At 61.9% G+C, this 18,124-nt stretch carries 21 protein-coding genes; 16 read left to right on the forward strand and 5 right to left on the reverse strand.

Annotated elements, in window-relative coordinates:
- Positions 1–33 precede the first annotated feature (33 nt).
- From AB8B31_RS04925 to AB8B31_RS04960, 8 genes are all read left to right on the forward strand, one after another.
- Positions 34–1,659, forward strand: coding sequence for a cisplatin damage response ATP-dependent DNA ligase (locus tag AB8B31_RS04925; RefSeq protein WP_047619575.1), 1,626 nt, complete (start codon positions 34–36; stop codon positions 1,657–1,659).
- 113 nt (positions 1,660–1,772) lie between these two features.
- Positions 1,773–2,693: an alpha/beta hydrolase family protein gene (locus AB8B31_RS04930; RefSeq protein WP_018449444.1), complete on the forward strand. Its 921-nt coding sequence runs from the start codon at positions 1,773–1,775 to the stop codon at positions 2,691–2,693.
- Positions 2,694–2,883: 190 nt separating this feature from the next.
- Complete coding sequence (locus AB8B31_RS04935; protein WP_047619577.1) at positions 2,884–3,690, forward strand: L,D-transpeptidase; 807 nt, start codon at positions 2,884–2,886, stop codon at positions 3,688–3,690.
- Positions 3,691–3,866: 176 nt separating this feature from the next.
- Positions 3,867–4,601 carry a L,D-transpeptidase family protein gene (locus AB8B31_RS04940; protein ID WP_047619579.1) on the forward strand — a complete coding sequence of 245 codons (735 nt, stop codon included), beginning with the start codon at positions 3,867–3,869 and terminating at the stop codon, positions 4,599–4,601.
- A 284-nt stretch (positions 4,602–4,885) separates the two neighbouring features.
- Entirely contained in the window at positions 4,886–5,095 is a 210-nt protein-coding gene (locus AB8B31_RS04945) for a cold-shock protein (protein WP_003546468.1), read from the forward strand.
- A 275-nt stretch (positions 5,096–5,370) separates the two neighbouring features.
- Positions 5,371–5,655: a hypothetical protein gene (locus AB8B31_RS04950; RefSeq protein WP_018241184.1), complete on the forward strand. Its 285-nt coding sequence runs from the start codon at positions 5,371–5,373 to the stop codon at positions 5,653–5,655.
- Between the two features lie 59 nt (positions 5,656–5,714).
- Positions 5,715–5,951: a 30S ribosomal protein S21 gene (gene rpsU / locus AB8B31_RS04955; protein ID WP_018241185.1), complete on the forward strand. Its 237-nt coding sequence runs from the start codon at positions 5,715–5,717 to the stop codon at positions 5,949–5,951.
- A 230-nt stretch (positions 5,952–6,181) separates the two neighbouring features.
- Positions 6,182–6,406, forward strand: a complete 225-nt coding sequence (locus AB8B31_RS04960; protein WP_003546479.1) for a hypothetical protein — start codon at positions 6,182–6,184, stop codon at positions 6,404–6,406.
- Positions 6,407–6,450: 44 nt separating this feature from the next.
- On the opposite strand, the gene AB8B31_RS04965 is transcribed toward AB8B31_RS04960, so the two are convergent.
- The gene (locus AB8B31_RS04965) at positions 6,451–6,939 is read right to left on the reverse strand and encodes a MarR family winged helix-turn-helix transcriptional regulator (protein WP_018241186.1); all 489 of its coding nucleotides are present in this window, start codon (positions 6,937–6,939) and stop codon (positions 6,451–6,453) included.
- Positions 6,940–7,276: 337 nt separating this feature from the next.
- On the opposite strand from AB8B31_RS04965, the gene AB8B31_RS04970 reads away from it, so the two are divergent.
- The gene (locus AB8B31_RS04970) at positions 7,277–7,699 is read left to right on the forward strand and encodes an organic hydroperoxide resistance protein (protein ID WP_018241187.1); all 423 of its coding nucleotides are present in this window, start codon (positions 7,277–7,279) and stop codon (positions 7,697–7,699) included.
- Between the two features lie 93 nt (positions 7,700–7,792).
- Here the strand turns inward: AB8B31_RS04970 and AB8B31_RS04975 are convergent, their stop codons facing one another.
- The gene (locus AB8B31_RS04975) at positions 7,793–8,239 is read right to left on the reverse strand and encodes a MarR family winged helix-turn-helix transcriptional regulator (protein WP_028733805.1); all 447 of its coding nucleotides are present in this window, start codon (positions 8,237–8,239) and stop codon (positions 7,793–7,795) included.
- An 88-nt stretch (positions 8,240–8,327) separates the two neighbouring features.
- Between AB8B31_RS04975 and AB8B31_RS04980 the strand changes: the two genes are divergently transcribed.
- From AB8B31_RS04980 to AB8B31_RS04990, 3 genes are all read left to right on the forward strand, one after another.
- A complete protein-coding gene (locus tag AB8B31_RS04980) occupies positions 8,328–9,056 on the forward strand; it encodes a DUF899 domain-containing protein (RefSeq protein WP_018449440.1) in 729 nt (242 codons plus the stop codon).
- Between the two features lie 85 nt (positions 9,057–9,141).
- Complete coding sequence (locus AB8B31_RS04985; RefSeq protein WP_028733806.1) at positions 9,142–9,609, forward strand: DUF1579 domain-containing protein; 468 nt, start codon at positions 9,142–9,144, stop codon at positions 9,607–9,609.
- A 78-nt stretch (positions 9,610–9,687) separates the two neighbouring features.
- A complete protein-coding gene (locus AB8B31_RS04990) occupies positions 9,688–10,467 on the forward strand; it encodes a VOC family protein (RefSeq protein WP_283186263.1) in 780 nt (259 codons plus the stop codon).
- A gap of 203 nt (positions 10,468–10,670) precedes the next feature.
- On the opposite strand, the gene AB8B31_RS04995 is transcribed toward AB8B31_RS04990, so the two are convergent.
- Positions 10,671–12,191: an ABC-F family ATP-binding cassette domain-containing protein gene (locus AB8B31_RS04995; RefSeq protein WP_439007372.1), complete on the reverse strand. Its 1,521-nt coding sequence runs from the start codon at positions 12,189–12,191 to the stop codon at positions 10,671–10,673.
- 382 nt (positions 12,192–12,573) lie between these two features.
- Between AB8B31_RS04995 and AB8B31_RS05000 the strand changes: the two genes are divergently transcribed.
- Positions 12,574–13,071 carry a metal-dependent hydrolase gene (locus AB8B31_RS05000; RefSeq protein ID WP_247265597.1) on the forward strand — a complete coding sequence of 166 codons (498 nt, stop codon included), beginning with the start codon at positions 12,574–12,576 and terminating at the stop codon, positions 13,069–13,071.
- A 7-nt stretch (positions 13,072–13,078) separates the two neighbouring features.
- Here AB8B31_RS05000 and AB8B31_RS05005 read toward each other — a convergent pair whose 3' ends face one another.
- Positions 13,079–14,671: an ABC-F family ATP-binding cassette domain-containing protein gene (locus tag AB8B31_RS05005; RefSeq protein ID WP_439007373.1), complete on the reverse strand. Its 1,593-nt coding sequence runs from the start codon at positions 14,669–14,671 to the stop codon at positions 13,079–13,081.
- Between the two features lie 195 nt (positions 14,672–14,866).
- Positions 14,867–16,432 (reverse strand): helicase HerA-like C-terminal domain-containing protein, encoded by a 1,566-nt coding sequence (locus AB8B31_RS05010; protein WP_439007374.1) that lies wholly within the window; start codon positions 16,430–16,432, stop codon positions 14,867–14,869.
- Positions 16,433–16,654: 222 nt separating this feature from the next.
- On the opposite strand from AB8B31_RS05010, the gene AB8B31_RS05015 reads away from it, so the two are divergent.
- The 3 genes from AB8B31_RS05015 to AB8B31_RS05025 all read left to right on the forward strand — a co-directional run bounded on the left by AB8B31_RS05015 (position 16,655) and on the right by AB8B31_RS05025 (position 18,118).
- A complete protein-coding gene (locus tag AB8B31_RS05015) occupies positions 16,655–17,047 on the forward strand; it encodes a hypothetical protein (protein WP_018449432.1) in 393 nt (130 codons plus the stop codon).
- 102 nt (positions 17,048–17,149) lie between these two features.
- Complete coding sequence (locus AB8B31_RS05020) at positions 17,150–17,605, forward strand: NUDIX hydrolase (RefSeq protein WP_047619596.1); 456 nt, start codon at positions 17,150–17,152, stop codon at positions 17,603–17,605.
- 189 nt (positions 17,606–17,794) lie between these two features.
- Positions 17,795–18,118: a hypothetical protein gene (locus tag AB8B31_RS05025; protein ID WP_018241198.1), complete on the forward strand. Its 324-nt coding sequence runs from the start codon at positions 17,795–17,797 to the stop codon at positions 18,116–18,118.
- The last annotated feature ends 6 nt before the right edge of the window (positions 18,119–18,124 follow it).

The following is an 18,124-nucleotide window of genomic DNA, read 5'->3' on the forward strand; positions in this document are numbered from 1 at the left end:
GCGTCAAAACCCCTCCGAAGTCGGGAGGCGCCCATGAAAGCCTTCGCCGACCTCCTCGACCGCCTGGTGCTCACACCCAGCCGCAACGGCAAACTGAAGCTGCTGACCGACTATTTCCGCGACACGCCCGATCCTGACCGTGGCTATGGCCTTGCCGCCATCGCCGGCACGCTGGAGGTGCGCAACGTCAAGCCCGCCATGCTGCGTGAGCTGGTGCTCGAGCGCATGGACGAGGTGCTGTTTCGCTATTCCTATGATTATGTCGGCGATCTCGCCGAAACCATCTCGCTCGTCTGGGACAATGAGAGGGATATCGACCGCTCGGCGCTCGCCCAGCCGCGTCTCGGCGAGGTCGTCACCGGCATGAACGCACTCGGCCGCACAGAAGTGCGCAGCTTCGTCCGTGACCTGCTCGACCGGCTGGATTCGTCCGGCCGTTTCGCCTTCATCAAGCTGGCGACCGGCGCCATGCGCATCGGCGTTTCCGCCCGCCTTGCCAAGCAGGCGCTGGCCGATCTCGGCGACAAGGACGTCACCGAGATCGAAACCCTCTGGCACGGTCTGCAGCCGCCCTATGAGACGCTGTTTGAATGGCTGGCGAATGGCGGCGAAAAACCGGTGCTGGCCACACCGGCAATCTTTCACTCCGTCATGCTCGCCAATGCGGTGGAGGAGGGCGATCTGACCGGTCTCGATCCGGCCGACTATGTCGCCGAATGGAAATGGGACGGCATCCGCGTGCAGCTCTCCCGCTCCGGCGACAGGCGCAAGATCTATTCCCGCTCCGGCGACGACATTTCAGGCGCCTTTCCCGATATTCTCGACGCGATCAGTTTTTCCGGCGTCGTCGACGGCGAGCTGCTGGTTGGCGGCACCGCCCGCTCCAACAGCCCGACCCGGACCTTCTCCGACCTGCAGCAGCGCCTGAACCGCAAGACGGTGACGACGAAGATGCTCGGCGACTATCCCGCCTTCATCCGCACCTATGACCTGCTCTTCGACGACGAGGAGGATGTCCGCGGCCGGACCTATATCGATCGCCGCGACCGGTTGACCGAGATCATCGACCGCGCCCCCCATGACCGTTTCGATCTCTCGCCGCTCGTGCCGTTCTCGTCGTGGGAAGAGCTCGACGCTCTCCGCGCCGCGCCGCCCGATCCGGTCATCGAAGGCGTGATGATCAAGCGCCGCGACAGCATCTACCAGGCCGGCCGCATGAAGGGCCCCTGGTTCAAGTGGAAGCGCAACCCCTATAATGTCGATGCGGTGCTGATGTATGCCCAGCGCGGCCACGGCAAGCGCTCCAGCTACTATTCTGATTTCACCTTCGGCGTCTGGGCCGATGACGAGGACGGCGAACAGCTGGTGCCTGTCGGCAAGGCCTATTTCGGCTTCACCGATGCCGAACTCGAGGTGCTCGACAAGTTCGTGCGTGACAATACCACTGAGCGCTTCGGCCCGGTGCGCGCCGTGCGCGCCGACAAGGATTTTGGCTTCGTCGTCGAAGTGGCCTTCGAGGGCATCAACCGCTCGACCCGGCACAAATCGGGGGTCGCCATGCGTTTCCCCCGCATCGCCCGCCTTCGCCCCGACAAGCCCTCCTACGAGGCCGACCGGCTGCGCACGCTGATCGCCATGATCGACGCCAAGCCGGAATGAGGTTGCATGCCCTGCGCAACAATGACGCAGGGCAATATTTTCAACATCATGTGTATTGGCGGCAACGATCTTCCGGTGCAGATTCTGCGTGCCGGGGAAATGATGGGTGCGTTATGAGCTCGCTTGAACAAAATTCCTTTTTCCGTCAACGCCGTGCCGTTCTGGCGGGTCTTGCCGGTGCACTCATCCTGCCGCGCATGGCAGCCGCGTTTGATGTCCCGGACGAGCCGCGTCTCGCCAAGCACGACTATGCCAAGGTCCGCCACCATTTCCGCACCAAGCTGTTGCAGAAGGGCCCGGCGCCCGACAAATACGAACCGCTGAATGCGCCTGCCGATGCCGACAAGATCTTCTACCGCTCCGGCTACGGCGAGCTGGAACTGGCGGCCTGGGTTTCCAAATACAAGCGCGAGCGCGCCGCCAAACCGGCCGTGCTCTTCCTGCACGGCGGCAATGCCATGGGCATCGGCCACTGGCAGCTGATGAAGCCCTATATGGATGCCGGTTATGTCGTGATGATGCCGTCGCTGCGCGGCGAAAACGGCCAGATGGGCAATTTCTCCGGCTTCTACGACGAGGTCGACGACGTGCTGGCCGCCACCGAGCGCCTGGCGCATCTGCCGGGCGTCGACCCCGAACGGCTGTTCATCGCCGGCCACAGCATCGGCGGCACATTGACCATGCTGACGGCGATGACCACCCACAAGTTCCGCGCCGCCGCGCCGATTTCGGGCAACCCCAACGCCTTCCGCTTTTTCAGCCGCTATCCCCAGGATATCCGCTTCGACGACAGCAATGAGCATGAATTCGAGGTGCGCTCGGCTCTGTGTTACGCCCAGAGCTTCAAATGCCCGGTGCGTGTCGTCCACGGCACGGAGGAGCCGCATTTCAACGACCGCGCCGATCTGCTTGCCCGCCGCGCCCGCGCCGCCGGCATTCATATCGAGACCGAAACCGTCGCCGGCAATCATACCTCGGCGCTGCCGGCCGAGATCGAACAGAGCATCCGTTTCTTCCACGGGGTGGCGGCCTGAGTTTCGCCGCCACCGGCAATTGCGATTAAGTGCCCTGGACGATTGATCCGCGATCCCGCCACCGATGGCGGCGGGCTGGTCGTTTCCTGACCTTGTGCCTTTTCCACCCCAACGCCAGCCTCGCGCCAGCCGCGGATGCGATCGTCCCGGCAGATGTCGTTGTCTGCCGATCGTTGATAAGGGTGGTTCCATGAATTTTCTGCGCCGGGTCTTCCCGATTGCCGGGCTCGTGATTGCGGTTGCGTCGCTGAGCGGGTGCAACATCCTCATTCCCGATGTCGCCGCCGATTCGCCCGCCCGCTTCGTCCAGGAAACCTCGCCGGTCTTCTATCAGCCGCCCGGTGTCGATCCGCGCCGGGTGCGGCCGATCCCCGATCAGCCGGTGCCGCAGACGCGCGAACTCTACAAGACCCAGTTCCACCAGACCTATGGCCTGCCGGTGACCAATCCCGTGCATATGGCGATGTATGGTGAGCTTCGCGACGCGGATTTCACCCTGCCGGCGATCCCGGTCAGCCGCGTACAGCCGCAGTTCCTGCGCCAGGAGGTCGATTATCAGACGACCGAGCGTGCCGGCACCGTGGTCGTCGATACCAAGGCGCATTTCCTTTATTTCGTCGAGGGCAACGGCAAGGCGATGCGTTACGGCGTCGGCCTCGGCCGCGACGGTTATGCCTGGTCCGGCCGCGGCGTCATCCAGTGGAAGCAGAAATGGCCGCGCTGGACACCGTCGGTCGAAATGGTCTCGCGCCAGCCTGAGGTTCGCCCGTTCGGGGCGGAGAATGGCGGCATGAATCCGGGGCTGATGAACCCGCTCGGCGCGCGCGCCATGTATATCTTCAAGGACGGGCAGGATACGCTCTATCGCGTCCACGGCACGCCCGACTGGCAATCGATCGGCAAGGCCACATCGTCGGGCTGCGTGCGCATGCTGAACCAGGACGTCATCGATCTTTACGACCGCGTGCCTGCCAGGGCCGAGATCGTTGTGATGTAGCGCTGCAACAGCGCTGCTCATATCGTCCGCTTCAGGCCGGACACGTCTACGTGAAGCTATGGTTTATTTGGCGCAAGCCGATAGATCTTCTCTTGTTGTTATCGGCATCGGGCGAATCGCTGGTTTATCAGCCCTTTCGTCCGGCTTCCCGCATCAGAGGAAATCAGTCCCGCGTCATGAGCTTCGATAGACATCTTTCCCGCCGCAGCTTTCTTTCCTTTTCGGCATTGACCGCAGCCTCCGCGCTCACCGGCTGCGCCTCCTCAGCCAATACGGTAACATCGGGCGATACGTCGATCATCTATCGTTCGCCCATGCGCCTGTTCCAGTCCCCGGCCGCGTCAAGCGTGCCGAGCGGGCCCGAGCTTGCCGTCATGTATGGCCCGGTTGAGGATGGCGGCTTTCTCATTCCGGCCGTTCCCTACGAGCAGATCGATCCGCGCTATTATCGCCAGCGCGTCGTCGATCCCACTGGCCAGCCGCCCGGCACCATCGTCGTCGATACGCCGTCGCGTTTCCTTTATCTCGTCCAGGGCGACGGCATGGCGATGCGCTACGGCGTCGGCATCGGCCGCGAGGGTTTCGCCTGGCAGGGCTCGGGCGTCATCCAGTGGCGTCAGAAATGGCCGCGCTGGAAACCGCCGAACGAGATGGTCGCCCGCCAGCCGGAACTCGTCAAATATTCGATCGACAACGGCGGCATGGAGCCTGGCCTGAAAAACCCGCTCGGCGCCCGCGCGCTCTACATCTTCTCGAATGGAGAGGACACGCTTTATCGCCTGCACGGCAATCCCGATTGGCGCTCGATCGGCAAGGCCGTCTCATCGGGCTGCGTGCGGCTGCTGAACCAGGATATCATCGATCTCTACGATCGCGTTCCGACAAAGGCGCCGATCGTCGTCTGGCAGTAATTTTCACCCAGGCGGCCGCGATCCGGCCGCCTCGGACCGATCCCTTTGTCCCCGGGCAAGCAGGTTGCTTTCCCCTGGACAAGAGCTTCATTTTGCGCCCGCAAGAGAATTATTTTCCGAAATACCATTGCTTAATTCGGTAAATATCCTACATGGTGCGTATCGAATTGCTTGCGACCTTTGTCCACGCGCTTGAGCGCACCGTCAGATATCCTCTCAACATCGATACGGCTTGTCGGATATCTCTCCGCAGGCGAACACAAACGGTTGAAAAGGAGATCGTTATGAATTCAGGCGTCGTCAAGTGGTTCAATGGCACCAAGGGTTTTGGCTTCATTCAGCCGGATGATGGTTCTACGGACGTTTTCGTCCATATTTCAGCGGTTGAACGCGCCGGCATGCGCGAACTCGTTGAAGGTCAGAAGATCCGCTACGATCTCGTCCGCGACAAGAAGTCCGGCAAGAATTCGGCTGATAATCTTCAGGCCGCATGATTTGTCATTCGCCTCTGCTGACCATGAATATGGCAGCGGGCTGGCCATGTGCTGGCGGCAAGCTGACCACGGATGTACTGGCAGCGAGCTGACCAGGGGTGGCGGTGAGCTGACCATACGGGCAGCGGGCTGAGTGACTGGAAGAGGTCGGGTCCGAGCCCGGCCTTTTTGCTTTGATCGCAGGCTTTTCCGGAATGGCCCTCGGTCGTACCTGAATGGCCCCTGGTCGTTCTGATTGACCGATTGAGCAGCCGAAGAGTCGAAGGGACGCTGAAATGGGCAGACCAAACTATAAAGTCGGCGACATGATCGTGCTGAAGTCCGGCCTCACCCGCACGGCGAAAGCCGACAAGCGGTGCCGGATCTCCAGCATCCTGCCCAACGACCATGGGCATGTGCAATACCGCGTCCAGTTCGACGCAGAGAATTTCGAACGCCGCATCACTGAGGCCGACATCGATACCGGGGAAACGCCATCCAGGGTTTCCCCCCAAGCGGCGGCCAAGTCCGATGGCGCCGAACCCTGGCTGAAGTTTTCGAGCATCAAAATCGGGAAGTAGTCCCGCGCTTTTTAATATGGACAGTGCGGCCTCGCCGCCGCGACAGGAAGGATATCGTTTTGCAGGTACTCGTCAGGGACAACAATGTCGATCAGGCGCTCCGCGTGCTCAAGAAAAAGATGCAGCGGGAAGGCCTGTTCCGGGAAATGAAGGCGCGCAGCGCCTTTGAAAAGCCGTCCGAGAAGCGCGCCCGCGAAAAGGCCGAGGCCATTCGCCGCCAGCGCAAGCTTGCCCGCAAGAAGCTGCAGCGCGAAGGTCTGCTGCCGGCACCGAAGAAAGTTCTCCGCACCCGCTGATCCCGGCCGGGGAGTCGCGGTCCGGCTGTGGCATCACGGTCCGACCGCGGAACCATGGTTTCAGCCGTGAGATCACGGCTTTCAGCCGCGGATTCATGGCTTGCAGCGCTGCGCGTTTTTTGAGGCGCGCAATGGACGCTGTAACACTTTGAATTTCTGCATAATTCCTTGAGCCAATTCCGATTTAAGGAATTATGCTGTAGCGCCGCCATCACCTGGGAAAGGGGCACATGACCGCCACCAAGGGAGAATTCTTCAATCCCGCCAAGCTCTCGTCTCGCGACAAGGCAGAAGCGACCGATCACACGGCGCGTGCCATCATCGCCGCCGAGGCATCGGCCCGTGACAAGAAGACGGAGAAGCTGAAGGCGCTGCGTTTGCAGCAGGAGGCCGAGGCCGAACCTAAGGCAGCTCCTGCAAAGAAGCGTCGGTCGCCGGCTAAGCCGCGGCCCTGATCTCTCGGAGCGCACGCTGATGCGGGTCTACCGGGTGGACGCGTTCAGCCTCCGTCCGCGCCGGCCCGCCCGAGATTACCCCGCAGCCGATGCAGCATGTCGCGCATCTCGGCCATTTCCTTAAGCGTGCAGCCTGCGGCTTGCCCGATCGCCATCATGATCGTGTCGATCTCCCCCTTCATAGCCTCACCTCTAGGGGTCAGCGACACAATCACCTGCCGTTCGTCGCGCAGGTCGCGGATGCGCTTGATCAGCCCGCTCTGTTCCAGCCGTTTCAACAGCGGCGACAGCGTGCCGGAATCGAGATCCAACTGCTCGCCGATCGTCTTGACCGGCAATTCGCCGCGTTCCCAGAGCACCAGCATCACCAGATATTGCGGATAGGTCAGGCCGACCTTGTCGAGGATCGGCTTGTAGGCGCGGGTGAAAGCATGCGCCGTCGCATAGACCGCGAAGCACAGCTGTTTTTCCAGCCGCTTCTCCTCTTGCGGTATCTCCATCGTCTTCGTCGTGTGCGCTTTCATATCCATCATCCCTAGAGCATTCCCGTTTTTCTTCGAATCACGAAATGCTCTATCCCTTTGTTTTCACGCAATTCCGGGCGCAAAACCGCTGCGCACTTTTGCTGGAATTGCTCTAGAACATGATGCCGAAAAGTGTCAGCGGTTTTCGGGCGACATCATGCTCTAACTCTTTAATTTAGAACAGGATTCAGATTTTAGGCCGGCGCGGCTAAGATCATCCTGTTCTAAGGCCCGATTGTCCTCCTTTCGAATTCGAAATGCAATTTGCAAAATTCACTTGCGTACAATTTAATTGTGCGATACTAAAAATCCAACCCCATCGAAGGGCCAACCAAAGGAGATCGTCATGCCTATTCTCTATACGACCAAAGCCTCTGCCACCGGCGGCCGCGCAGGCCGCGCCGTTTCCGAAAACGGCGTTCTGGACGTGACCCTGACCGTCCCCAAGGAACTCGGCGGCGACGGTGCGACCGGCACCAATCCCGAACAGCTCTTCGCTGCCGGCTACTCCGCCTGCTTCCTCGGTGCATTGAAATTTGTCGCGGGCCAGCAGAAGGTCAAGATTCCGGAAGACACGACGGTCTCCGCCAAGGTCGGCATCGGCCCGCGGGAAGATGGTGGCGGCTTCGGCATCGAAGTGGCACTGACGGTTGACATTCCGGGTCTCGACCGCGAAACGGCTGAAAAGCTCGCAGCCGCAGCCCATATCGTCTGCCCCTACAGCCACGCCATGCGCACCTCGACCGAGGTTCCGGTCACCGTCGCCTGATCGATTTTAAAAAAGTTGGCAGCCGTATCGGCTGCCACCATCTGCCGGCCGGGTAGGGTGGTATCCGGCCGGCTTCGGCGTTTCGGCCGCCATTCATGACAACGCCTGCAGATCCTGCCGCAGCCTTGCGACGCTGCCATCCGGCAGCTTTCCGTCGATCATCGCATGCGTGCTTTCCCAGATCGGCAGCGCTCTCACCAACACCGCCTTGCCCTCAGTGGTGAGGCTCAGCAGCCGGCCGCGCCTGTCCCTCGGGTTCTCCATCACCGTCACCCAGCCCTTGCGCTGTAACGGCTTCAGCGCCGCCGTCAGCGTCGTCTGGTCCATGGCGAGCAGGGCGGCGACCGGCCCCATTGGCGGTGGCTCCGGCCGGTTCAGCGACATCATCAGCGAAAACTGCCCATTGGTCAGCCCGGCCGGCCTCAGCGCGTCGTCGAACAGCCGGGCAAGCGCGCGCGCTGCCCGCTGCACATGCAGGCAGAGGCAGGTGTCGCGCACCATCAGCGTCGTGGAAAAGGGAATCTCGATCGAATTTGACATGCTTCATTTCTATTGATATCAATGTATTTAGTCAAGGAGAAGGAGATGAGCCGGCTTCACCGGCAAGCGCCGGAGGAGGGCGCACTCCATGCAGAATGACGTTGTTTCCCGCGAAGAGTGGCTGGAGGCCCGCCGTGCCCTGCTGGCAAAGGAGAAGGAGGCGACGCGGCTGCGCGACAGCGTCAACGCCGCCCGTCTGGCGCTGCCCTGGGTAAAGGTCGACAAGGATTATGTCTTCGAAACGCCCGAGGGCAGGAAGTCGCTCGCCGATCTCTTCGACGGTCGCAGCCAGTTGCTGATCTACCATTTCATGCTCGGCCCGGATTGGGATGCCGGCTGCACCGGCTGCTCCTTCCTATCGGATCATGTCGATGGCGCCCTGCCGCATCTGAACCATCATGACGTTACCTGGGTCGCCGTTTCGCGCGCGCCTCTCGACAAGATCGCTGCCTACAAAAGGCGCATGGGTTGGAAATTTCCCTGGGTCTCTTCCTTCGGCAGCGATTTCAATTTCGATTATCACGTTTCTTTTAGCCCCGAGGATCTTGCCAAAGATAAGGTCTTCTACAATTTCACGCCTATGCAGCCGGCTGATGCCAATGACGAACTGCCGGGCCTCAGCGCTTTCTACCGCAACGACAAGGGTGAGATCTTCCATACCTATTCGAGCTATGCTCGCGGGCCGGAAGAACTGATCGGCACCCTGATGATCCTCGACCGCGCGCCGAAGGGCCGCAACGAGGACAGCACGATGAATTTCGTGCGCCGCCACGACGAATATGAGGAGGCCGCCAAGGCGCCATCCTGCTGTCACTGAGCCGGAGCATGATGCCGAAAAGTGTAAGCGGTTTTGCGTCCGGAATGCGGAAAACAAGCGCCACCATCACTCAAGGGAGAAGAGGATGATGAAGACCGCTGAAGTGCTGAAGGAACATTCCTTTCTGGAAAGGCTGATCGGCGACTGGACCGTCACCGCACCCGACATGAGTGGCGGTGAGCCCTGGACCGAGACCGTCCGCTCGCTGCACGGCATCTGGTTCGTCGCCGAAGGGACCGGCCGCATGCCGGACGGTAAGGAGGCCACCAGCATCCTGACGCTCGGCTACAACGCCACAAAGGGCAAGTATGTCGGCAGCTGGATCGGCAGCATGATGGACTATATGTGGGTCTATGAGGGCGAGGTCGATGCGTCAGGCAATGTACTGGACCTTTATACGACAGGGCCTGACTTCAACGGCGAGGGCCTTGCCGATTACCGCGAGCAGATCATCTTCGTCGATGCCGATCACCGCACCTTCGTCTCCAGCGCCAAGCAGCCGGATGGCTCCTGGAAGCAGTTCATGGAAGCGCATTACGCCCGCAGGATCTGACAATCACGGCGCTCACCCTCGAAATAGGGGCCTTGCAAAGAGGCCTCCGAAGAGGAGCGTCGAAAAAGGGAGAGTATGATGTCTGAGACGCATGGAAAGTTCATCTGGTGCGAGTTGATGACCCCCGACACATCAGCTGCCGCGAAATTCTACAGCTCGGTCGTCGGCTGGACCACCTCCGAAATGAAAATGGAGGGCATGCCCACCTATACGATCTTCGAGGCGAACGGCATCGGCGTCGCCGGCCTGATGGAATTTCCGGCCGAACTCGAGGGCAAGGGCATTCCGCCGAACTGGACGGGTTATGTCGACGTTGACGACGTCGACCAGTCGGCCAAGGATTTTGCCGCCAATGGCGGTTCGGTCCGCCGTCCGCCGGAAGACATCCCGACCATCGGTCGCTTCGCCGTCGTCGCCGATCCGCATGGCGCGGTGCTCTGCATCATGACGCCGGCGCCGATGGAAAATCCCATGCCGGAACTGGCCTTCGACGCGCCCGGCAATATCGGCTGGCGCGAACTCTATGCTGCCAATGGCGAAGAAGCGCTGGCCTTCTATTCCAAGCGGTTCGGCTGGACGAAGCACAGCGAATTCGACATGGGTCCGATGGGCGTCTATTATCTCTTCTCCCATAACGGCAGGCAGATCGGCGGCATGATGACCAAGCCGGAAAACCTTCCGATGCCCTTCTGGTGCTATTATTTCATCGTGCCGACCCTCGACGCCGCAACCGAACGCCTCACATCGGGCGGCGGCAAGGTCGTCCACGGCCCGATGGAAGTCCCTGGCGGCAGCTGGATCGTCCAGGCCACGGACCCGCAAGGCGCCTTCTTCTGTCTGGTCGCACCGAAGCGGTAGGTTTGGGAGCGACGTTGGCGGTGTGCCGTGCAGCCCCCTCATCCGCCCTACGGGCACCTTCTCCCCGAGGGGAGAAGGGGGAATCGAGACGTCGCCACGAGTCTCTTCTCCCCAGCGGGGAGAAGGTGGCGGCAGCCGGATGAGGGGGCCTCACGGCACACCGTCAACAACAATTACGCTCCGGATCCCACCACCCACCACCATCACCCTCCAACCGAAGCAAAGAACCCTTCCGGGCTTTCCACCTCTACCAGCCGCTTCTTCTCGATCAGCCAGAACCGGTTTCCCACCGCCCGCACGAAACTGCGGTCATGCGATACCAGCAGGCAGCTCGCCTCGTGCGCCATCAACTCGCTCTCCAGCGCCTCCTGGCCCTCGATGTCGAGGTGGTTGGTCGGCTCGTCGAGCAGGTAGAAGTTCGGCTCCGCAAGCCTCAGTACCAGCATGCCGAGCCGCGCTTTCTGGCCGCCGGACAGTTGGCCGATCGGTTTTGCCTGCATGTCGATTGTCATGCCGGCGCCTGCCAGCAAGGCCCGCGCCCGCTGGTCACCGACATCGAAGCGGCGGATGATCGTGCCGATCGGCGTATCGCTGTCGGCAAGATCGGCAAGCGCCTGGTCGCCATAGCCGAGCACGAGCGACGGCGTCGCCTTGATGCCGTCGCGCGCCATCTCGGGTCTTTCGATCGTCTGTTTCAGCATCGACACCAACCGCGACTTGCCGGCGCCGTTGAGGCCGAGCAGCACGATGCGGTCGCCCTGGCAGATGAACTGCCGGCCGGTCTTGAACAGCGGCGTTCCATCGGGCGTCGTCACCACCGCATCCTCCAACGTCACCAGCACCTTGGCATGGGTGCCGCGGTTGGCGAGCCGGATGGCGCCGGCCGAGCGCTCCAGATGCGCCGGTTTTGCCGCGTCCTCCAGCTTCTCCGCCCGTTGCCTGAGCTGCTTCGTCTTGACGACGAGCAGGTCGCTGCCGGAATTGATGCCGATATTGTTGAGCTTCGCCGCCTGCTTGCGCAGTTGCTCCGCCACCTTCATGTCGCGCTCGTAGCGCCGGGCTTCGGAAGCGTCGGCCTCGTCAAGGGCGGCGCGTGCCCTGGTATAGGGCAGGGCGAAGACCGGCGATTGCTCCGGCCGCAGGAACAGCGTCCGGTTGGTCGTCGCATCGAGGAAGGCGCGGTCGTGGCTGGACAGGATAACCGGCACGTCGCGCGGCAGCGCATTCAGCCAGCCCTCCAGCTGCGCGATCTTTTCAAGGTCGAGATGGTTGGTCGGCTCGTCGAGCAGAAGCACGTCGGGCTCGCTCACCCAGGTGCGGGCAAGCATGGCAAGCCGCTGCCAGCCGCCGCTCAATTGCTTCAGCGGCCGGCTCCGCATGAGCTCCGGCACGTCGAGTGATTCCAGCACGACGTCGACGCGCCAGCTCTCGCTTTCGGCCTGATCGGCCGGCAGCGCCTGCAGCACCGCATCGTAGAACGGCGTGTCGAAAAGGGGAGGCGGCACATTCTGCGCGACATGGCCGATGGTCAGCCCGCGCGCCTTGGTGATCTCGCCCTCGCTCGGCTCCAGCGTACCGGTGATGCAGGCAAGCAGCGTCGATTTCCCCCGCCCGTTGGCGGCGACGAGGCCGATGCGGTCGCCGGCGTTGACGACGAGATTGAGATTGGATAACAACGGATTGCCCAGCGTCACGCCGAGATTGCGGATATTGATGAGTGTCATGATCGTTCTCTGGTCTTGACCGGGTGGTCGGCACGATCCGGGGCATTCAGCCATCACGGGATTGCGCGGTTCGAGCCCGGGAAATGAGAGGAATGCGCGCTGTCAATTACGGCGCCGCATTGGCCACGAAGGGCAGACCAGGAAGAGATGTTGAGAAACGGTCTCTGGTCAGCCCTGCAAACGCATTTGCAGGGCGTTGACGGGACCACGCTGGCGATTAAACCGAAAGTAATATTGCATTGCGTGATCCTCCTTTCTCAAAAGCTTGCAAGACCCAAATAACATTGCCCGCAAAAAGAGGCAAGGGAGCTGCATCTGCGCCGATTCTAGCCATAAACCGCGCATAGAGGATTCTTCGGGACCGACCGGGAGAATAAGACGCATGCTCATTGCCCATTTGCCTGCAGGCTACCTTCTCGGGAGCGCCGCGCGGCAACGGTCCGCCGCACCCGGCATCATGATCGTAGCCTTGATCGGCAGCGTATTGCCGGATTTCGATATGGTCTATTTCTTCCTGACCGGCGGCAAAGTCCACCATCACGACTATGTCTCCCACTGGCCGCTTTTTTGGCTCGGCTTCGCCGCCACGGCCCTGCCGGCGATCAGTCGACTGGCGCCGGACTGGCTTCCCACGGCCGCCGTCTTTTTCGCAGCCGTCGTGCTTCATATGGTTATGGATACCGTCGCTGCGCCGATGCTTTGGCTCGCGCCATTCGATTGGTCGAAATTCGAGCTGACGACGGTGCCGGCGACCTACAGCAATTGGATCGTGAGTTTCATGCTGCATTGGACCTTCGTTCTCGAACTCCTGATCTGCGTCACCGCGTTGATCGTCGCCGTCTGCCGGAATCGTCGCGTCGGAGGCCGGCAGCAGGCATGAGGCGGAATTATCCCGGGTGGCCGGCAGACAAATCCAGCCGCCGCGTTATCCCGATACTCCTGAGGAATGTCTCGTCGTGGCTGACGACGATGAGCGCGCCGTCGTAAGCGCGCAATCCGGCCTCGACGGCGGCAATCGAGTCGATGTCGAGATGGTTGGTCGGCTCGTCCAGGATCAACAGCGGCGGCGGCGCTGAGCCGAGCACACAGGCAAGGCCCGCTCGCAGCAATTGCCCGCCGCTCAGCGTCGATACGGTCTGCAGCGCCGCATCCGCCCTGAACATGAAGCGGGCAAGGGCGGCCCGGCAGGTATTTTCATCGGAAAGCAGATTGATCCGACGGAAATTGTCGCGGATCGAGGCCGACGTATCGAGAAGGCTGACCGTCTGATCGAGCATCGAGAAGGCAGTCATGACGCCGATCGTGCCCGCCCAGGGTTTTAGGTCGCCGGTGATGAGCGCCAGCAAGGTCGTTTTGCCCGAGCCGTTGCGGCCGGTGACGGCGATACGCTCCGGTCCGGTCACATCGAAGGAGAGATCGCGGATGACGGGATCACCCGGCTGGTAGCCCGATGTCACGCCATCCATCCTCAGCACGATCTTGCTGGCGGGCAGCCCGGTCGGCGGCAAGGTGACCGACAAGGGCTGCAGGATCTCGATCTTCTCGCGCGCTGCCCTTGCCTCTTCCAGTGCCTGGGCGCGCCGGCGTTCGGCGAGGCGGGCATTGTCGCCGCCCGTCGTTTCGCTCCCCTCCTTCATGCCGCCGAGCATGATGCGCGGTATGCCGCCCTTGGCGGCCATCTTCCGCCCGGTGCTGTCCCTCTGCGCCTGGCGCTCCACTGTCGCCTGCGCTTTCTTTGCCACCTCGGCCATGCGTTTTTCGGCTTCAGTGAGATCATGCTGTGCCGCCACGAGCTCGAGGGCCTTACGCTCGCGATAATGGCTCCAGTTGCCGCCGAAGCGCGTGGCGCCAAGCGAGGTCAGTTCGACGATCGCGTCGACGCTTTCGAGCAGTTCCCGGTCATGGCTGACGATGATGGCGCCGGCCCGCCAGCCTGACATCAGCGCGATCACCGCCTCGCGGCCTTCGCGATCGAGATTGTTCGTGGGCTCGTCGAGCAGCAGGAAATCCGGTTCGGTAAAGATCAGCGCCGCCAGCCCGGCACGTGTGCGCTGCCCGCCGGAGAGTGCCGCAAGCGGGGTTTCCGGTGACGCGTCGAGCCCGGTCCGAGTGAGGGCTGCGGCAATGCGCGCCTCCAGCATCCAGTCCGCGGATGCCAGCTCGTCGGCCGTTGCCGCGCCGGCTTCGGCGCGGCGAAGAACAGCGAGCGCATCGGTCACGCCGAAGAGATCGGCAACCGTTTCGTCAGATGCTACCTGAACGCTCTGCCGCAGCACGCCAAGGCTGCCGTTGACGGATACGGTGCCCGAATGCGGCTGGATTTCACCGGAGACGAGCTTCAGCAGCGTCGTCTTGCCGACACCGTTGCGCCCGACAAGACCGGTACGCTCGGCCCCGAAACTCAGGTCGAGATTGGAAAAAAGCGGCCGCCCGTCAGGCGCGGACCACGAAATTTGGGAGAGGGTGATGGATGCAGGCATGGATCTGGATTTCCCGGTTGGCAAGGCGAACTGGCGTTGCGATCGGGTTAAAATCCATTGCGGCACACATCCTGTTGAAATGGTCGATGGCAGGGAATTTAGGGAATAAAGGCTGAAGGTTCAAGGCAAAGCAGCCAATGGGGCGGCAGGCAGCGATCCTGCCACCCCTTTTCTGCCTGCCGACAGTCCGCAATCCTATCGCTTCAAGCTGCCCAAGATCCCGCGCACCAGCGCCCGGCCGACTTGCGTCGCCACCGTGCGCGCCACGCTTTTCATTGCCGCTTCCACCACTGTTTCGCGCTGGTAGCCGGAAGTCCTGCCGCGCGATTGGCCGCGGCCCTGGTTGTCGTCGTCATTGCCGCCGCCGAAGCCCGGCAGGTTCCAGCCGGAGGTCGTGCCGCCCTGTTGCTGAGGCGCTTCTTCCTGGGCTCGCTTGGCGGCTTCGGCATCGACCGCCTTCTTCGCCCGTGCGGCCAGCAGCTCGAAGGCGGATTCGCGGTCGATATCCTCGTCATAGATGCCGAGAACCGGGCTCCTGTCCATGATCTGCCGGCGCTCGTCATCCGTCACCGGGCCGACGCGGCCGGATGGCGGGCGGATCAGCGTGCGCTCGACGATCGAAGGCGCGCCTTTGGCCTCCAGCGTCGAGACCAATGCCTCGCCGGTGCCGAGATTGGTGATGACCGTGGCGCAATCGAAGGCCGGATTCGCACGGAATGTATCGGCCGCCGTCCTCACCGCCTTCTGTTCACGCGGCGAATAGGCGCGAAGCGCATGCTGTGCCCGGTTGCCGAGCTGGGCGAGCACCGTTTCCGGCACGTCGAGCGGGTTCTGCGTCACGAAATAAACACCGACGCCCTTGGAGCGGATCAACCGCACCACCTGCTCGACGCGTTCGGTCAGCACCTTCGGCGCGTCGTTGAAGAGCAGGTGCGCCTCGTCGAAGAAGAAGACGAGCTTCGGCTTGTCGGGGTCGCCCACCTCGGGCAATTCCTCGAAGAGCTCGGAGAGCAGCCAGAGCAGGAAAGTGGCGTAAAGCCGCGGGTTCATCATCAGCTTGTCGGCGGCCAGCACCGAGATCTGGCCGTAGCCATTATTGCTGGTGCGCATGATGTCGGAAATCTTCAGCGCCGGTTCGCCGAAGAAGTGCTCGGCGCCTTGCTGTTCGAGAACGAGCAGCGCCCGCTGGATCGAGCCGACCGAGGCCTTGGAGATCAGCCCGTACTGGTTGGAAAGTTGGCTGGCGTTCTCGCCCATATAGTTCAAGAGCGAGCTGAAATCCTTGAGGTCGAGCAGCGGCAGCCCGCCCTGGTCGGCGATCTTGAAGGCGATGTTGATGACGCCTTCCTGCGGTTCGGAGGCATCCATCAGGCGGGCGAGCAGCAGCGGTCCCATCTCGGCGATGGTGGTGCGCACCCGGTGGCCCTTCTCGCCGAACAGATCCCAGAATATCACCGGAAACTGGTCGAATTCGTAATCGGCAAAGCCGATCTGCTCGGCGCGCTTCGTCAGGAAATCCCTGGGCTCGCCCTTGGCGGCGATGCCCGAAAGATCGCCCTTGATATCGGCCGCAAACACCGGAACGCCGGCCCGGGAGAAACCTTCGGCCAGCACCTGCAGCGTTACCGTCTTGCCGGTGCCGGTAGCGCCGGTGACGAGGCCGTGGCGATTGCCGAATTTCAGGTCGAGATATTCCGGCTTGTTGATGCTGTCATCGGGATTGCGGCTCGCGCCGATGAAAATCTTGCCTTCCTCGATCATTCGGAATGCTCCCTTGGGGCTCTGCCGCCATTTATGAGAAGGCTTGCTTCAGCTACCTTCATCGAACCATCGTTTCCCTGTTATAAGCAGGCAGGCGCATGCGGACAACTGTTTGCATTGAAAGCAAAACCGGACAAAGCGCCGCCCGGGGAGGGCCGGCTTGAGTTGCTGTGGAATTTCGAATAACGTTGACGTTAACGTCAAAAAAACAGGAGGCTGACGATGAATGAAATTGTGACCCAGATCGCCGATCGTGTGGGTATTGCGCCTGATTTGGCCGAAAAGGCGCTCGGCATGATGCTCGGCTTCCTGCAGCGCGAGGCCGCCGATGGCCCGGTCGCCAAGATGATCGAAGCGATCCCCGGTGGCGCCGATCTCGTCGCCCAGTTCAACGGCGCAGGTGCCGGCGGCGGCGGTCTGCTCGGCGGGCTGATGAGCTCGCTCGGCGGCGGCGGCATCATGGGGCTCGGCCAGCAGTTGATGGGCGAAGGCCTCGGCATGGGCGAGATCACCTCGCTTGCCAAGGAAACCATCGCGATCGCCAGGCAATATGCTGGCGAGGAAGTCGTCGACGAGGTCGTCGCTTCCGTCCCGGGCCTCAGCCAGTTCGTCTGAGACGAGAGATCAGGAGCCCCGCATTTTGCGGGGCTCATTGTTCTCGCTTCGGAAGCACCGGAGTGAAGAGCATCCGCGGTCCCTTGGATGGAAGGAGAGCCCATGGCCATCTGGCGCCCATCGCAGCAGATCAGGGTGAAGGTGATCGGCCTCGCCTGGCGCAATGACCGGCTGCTCGCCGCCGAAGTGGAGGATGACAGTGATCGCATCAAGGGCGTTCGCCCGCTCGGCGGCGCCATTGAATTCGGCGAAAGCCGCGAAGAGGCCCTGCAGCGCGAATTCAGGGAGGAACTCGAGACCGATATTCGCATCGTCGGTCCCTGGCATCTGCTTGAAAACATCTACGAGCATCACGGCGCGACCGGTCACGAATACATCTTTGCCGCTGATATCGAACTGGCCGATGCGTCGCTCTATGAGCGCGATGAAATCCGCTATTCCGAACTCGACGAGACGGCGGCGACGGCGCGCTGGTTCGGCCGCGACAGGCTGCGCGACGCCGGCATCGATCTCTATCCGACAGGTCTCGACAAACTCCTGTCGCGCTGGCGCGATTGAGCCTGATATCCCCCGCTTTGAGGTGGCTTCGGCCGATCGCCGAACTTTGATCGTTTGCGGCCCGCTTCCGGGGGAACAATGAGCTGGCATCGCCTGTTGCTAGAGCAATTCCAGCAAAAGTGTGCAGCGGTTTCGCGTCCGGAATTGCGTGAAACAAAAACGATCGCTGAAACCAGAAGGAATAGCATCATGCGCAGGTTTATTGCAGCAACTTCGATCGCTCTCCTCAGCCTCTCCGCCCCGGTTCTTGCCCAGTCGAACATGGGCATGGATGCCAGCGGACGGATCGACGGCACGCCGCCGCTCGGCACCGCGCCGGGAGTTGAAACGCAAAGCGGGCTGATAATCCCGCTCGACTCGATCGAAACCGGCAGCATCGACAACGAGCCTCTAAGCGGTCCGGTCGACTGGGCGCGCTGCCCGCCGCGCAAGGCACGCGGAGCGCTTGCCACCGAAGGCGGCAAGAGCGGCGCCTCGGTCAGCGCCGCATGCCGTGATAACGGAAACCAGTAACACCAG

Origin of the sequence: Rhizobium sp. 62_C5_N11_2 (genome assembly GCF_051811185.1) — a bacterium.
Classification (GTDB): Bacteria; Pseudomonadota; Alphaproteobacteria; order Rhizobiales; family Rhizobiaceae; genus Rhizobium; species Rhizobium leguminosarum.

What these genes read in the sequence shown, in the direction of transcription:
- AB8B31_RS04925 (WP_047619575.1), top strand. Translation starts at nt 34, where the DNA reads ATGAAAGCCTTCGCCGACCTCCTCGACCGCCTGGTGCTCACACCCAGC.
- AB8B31_RS04930 (WP_018449444.1), top strand. Translation starts at nt 1,773, where the DNA reads ATGAGCTCGCTTGAACAAAATTCCTTTTTCCGTCAACGCCGTGCCGTT.
- AB8B31_RS04935 (WP_047619577.1), top strand. Translation starts at nt 2,884, where the DNA reads ATGAATTTTCTGCGCCGGGTCTTCCCGATTGCCGGGCTCGTGATTGCG.
- AB8B31_RS04940 (WP_047619579.1), top strand. Translation starts at nt 3,867, where the DNA reads ATGAGCTTCGATAGACATCTTTCCCGCCGCAGCTTTCTTTCCTTTTCG.
- AB8B31_RS04945 (WP_003546468.1), top strand. Translation starts at nt 4,886, where the DNA reads ATGAATTCAGGCGTCGTCAAGTGGTTCAATGGCACCAAGGGTTTTGGC.
- AB8B31_RS04950 (WP_018241184.1), top strand. Translation starts at nt 5,371, where the DNA reads ATGGGCAGACCAAACTATAAAGTCGGCGACATGATCGTGCTGAAGTCC.
- AB8B31_RS04960 (WP_003546479.1), top strand. Translation starts at nt 6,182, where the DNA reads ATGACCGCCACCAAGGGAGAATTCTTCAATCCCGCCAAGCTCTCGTCT.
- AB8B31_RS04965 (WP_018241186.1), bottom strand. Translation starts at nt 6,939, where the DNA reads ATGATGGATATGAAAGCGCACACGACGAAGACGATGGAGATACCGCAA.
- AB8B31_RS04970 (WP_018241187.1), top strand. Translation starts at nt 7,277, where the DNA reads ATGCCTATTCTCTATACGACCAAAGCCTCTGCCACCGGCGGCCGCGCA.
- AB8B31_RS04975 (WP_028733805.1), bottom strand. Translation starts at nt 8,239, where the DNA reads ATGTCAAATTCGATCGAGATTCCCTTTTCCACGACGCTGATGGTGCGC.
- AB8B31_RS04980 (WP_018449440.1), top strand. Translation starts at nt 8,328, where the DNA reads ATGCAGAATGACGTTGTTTCCCGCGAAGAGTGGCTGGAGGCCCGCCGT.
- AB8B31_RS04985 (WP_028733806.1), top strand. Translation starts at nt 9,142, where the DNA reads ATGATGAAGACCGCTGAAGTGCTGAAGGAACATTCCTTTCTGGAAAGG.
- AB8B31_RS04990 (WP_283186263.1), top strand. Translation starts at nt 9,688, where the DNA reads ATGTCTGAGACGCATGGAAAGTTCATCTGGTGCGAGTTGATGACCCCC.
- AB8B31_RS04995 (WP_439007372.1), bottom strand. Translation starts at nt 12,191, where the DNA reads ATGACACTCATCAATATCCGCAATCTCGGCGTGACGCTGGGCAATCCG.
- AB8B31_RS05000 (WP_247265597.1), top strand. Translation starts at nt 12,574, where the DNA reads ATGCTCATTGCCCATTTGCCTGCAGGCTACCTTCTCGGGAGCGCCGCG.
- AB8B31_RS05005 (WP_439007373.1), bottom strand. Translation starts at nt 14,671, where the DNA reads ATGCCTGCATCCATCACCCTCTCCCAAATTTCGTGGTCCGCGCCTGAC.
- AB8B31_RS05010 (WP_439007374.1), bottom strand. Translation starts at nt 16,432, where the DNA reads ATGATCGAGGAAGGCAAGATTTTCATCGGCGCGAGCCGCAATCCCGAT.
- AB8B31_RS05015 (WP_018449432.1), top strand. Translation starts at nt 16,655, where the DNA reads ATGAATGAAATTGTGACCCAGATCGCCGATCGTGTGGGTATTGCGCCT.
- AB8B31_RS05020 (WP_047619596.1), top strand. Translation starts at nt 17,150, where the DNA reads ATGGCCATCTGGCGCCCATCGCAGCAGATCAGGGTGAAGGTGATCGGC.
- AB8B31_RS05025 (WP_018241198.1), top strand. Translation starts at nt 17,795, where the DNA reads ATGCGCAGGTTTATTGCAGCAACTTCGATCGCTCTCCTCAGCCTCTCC.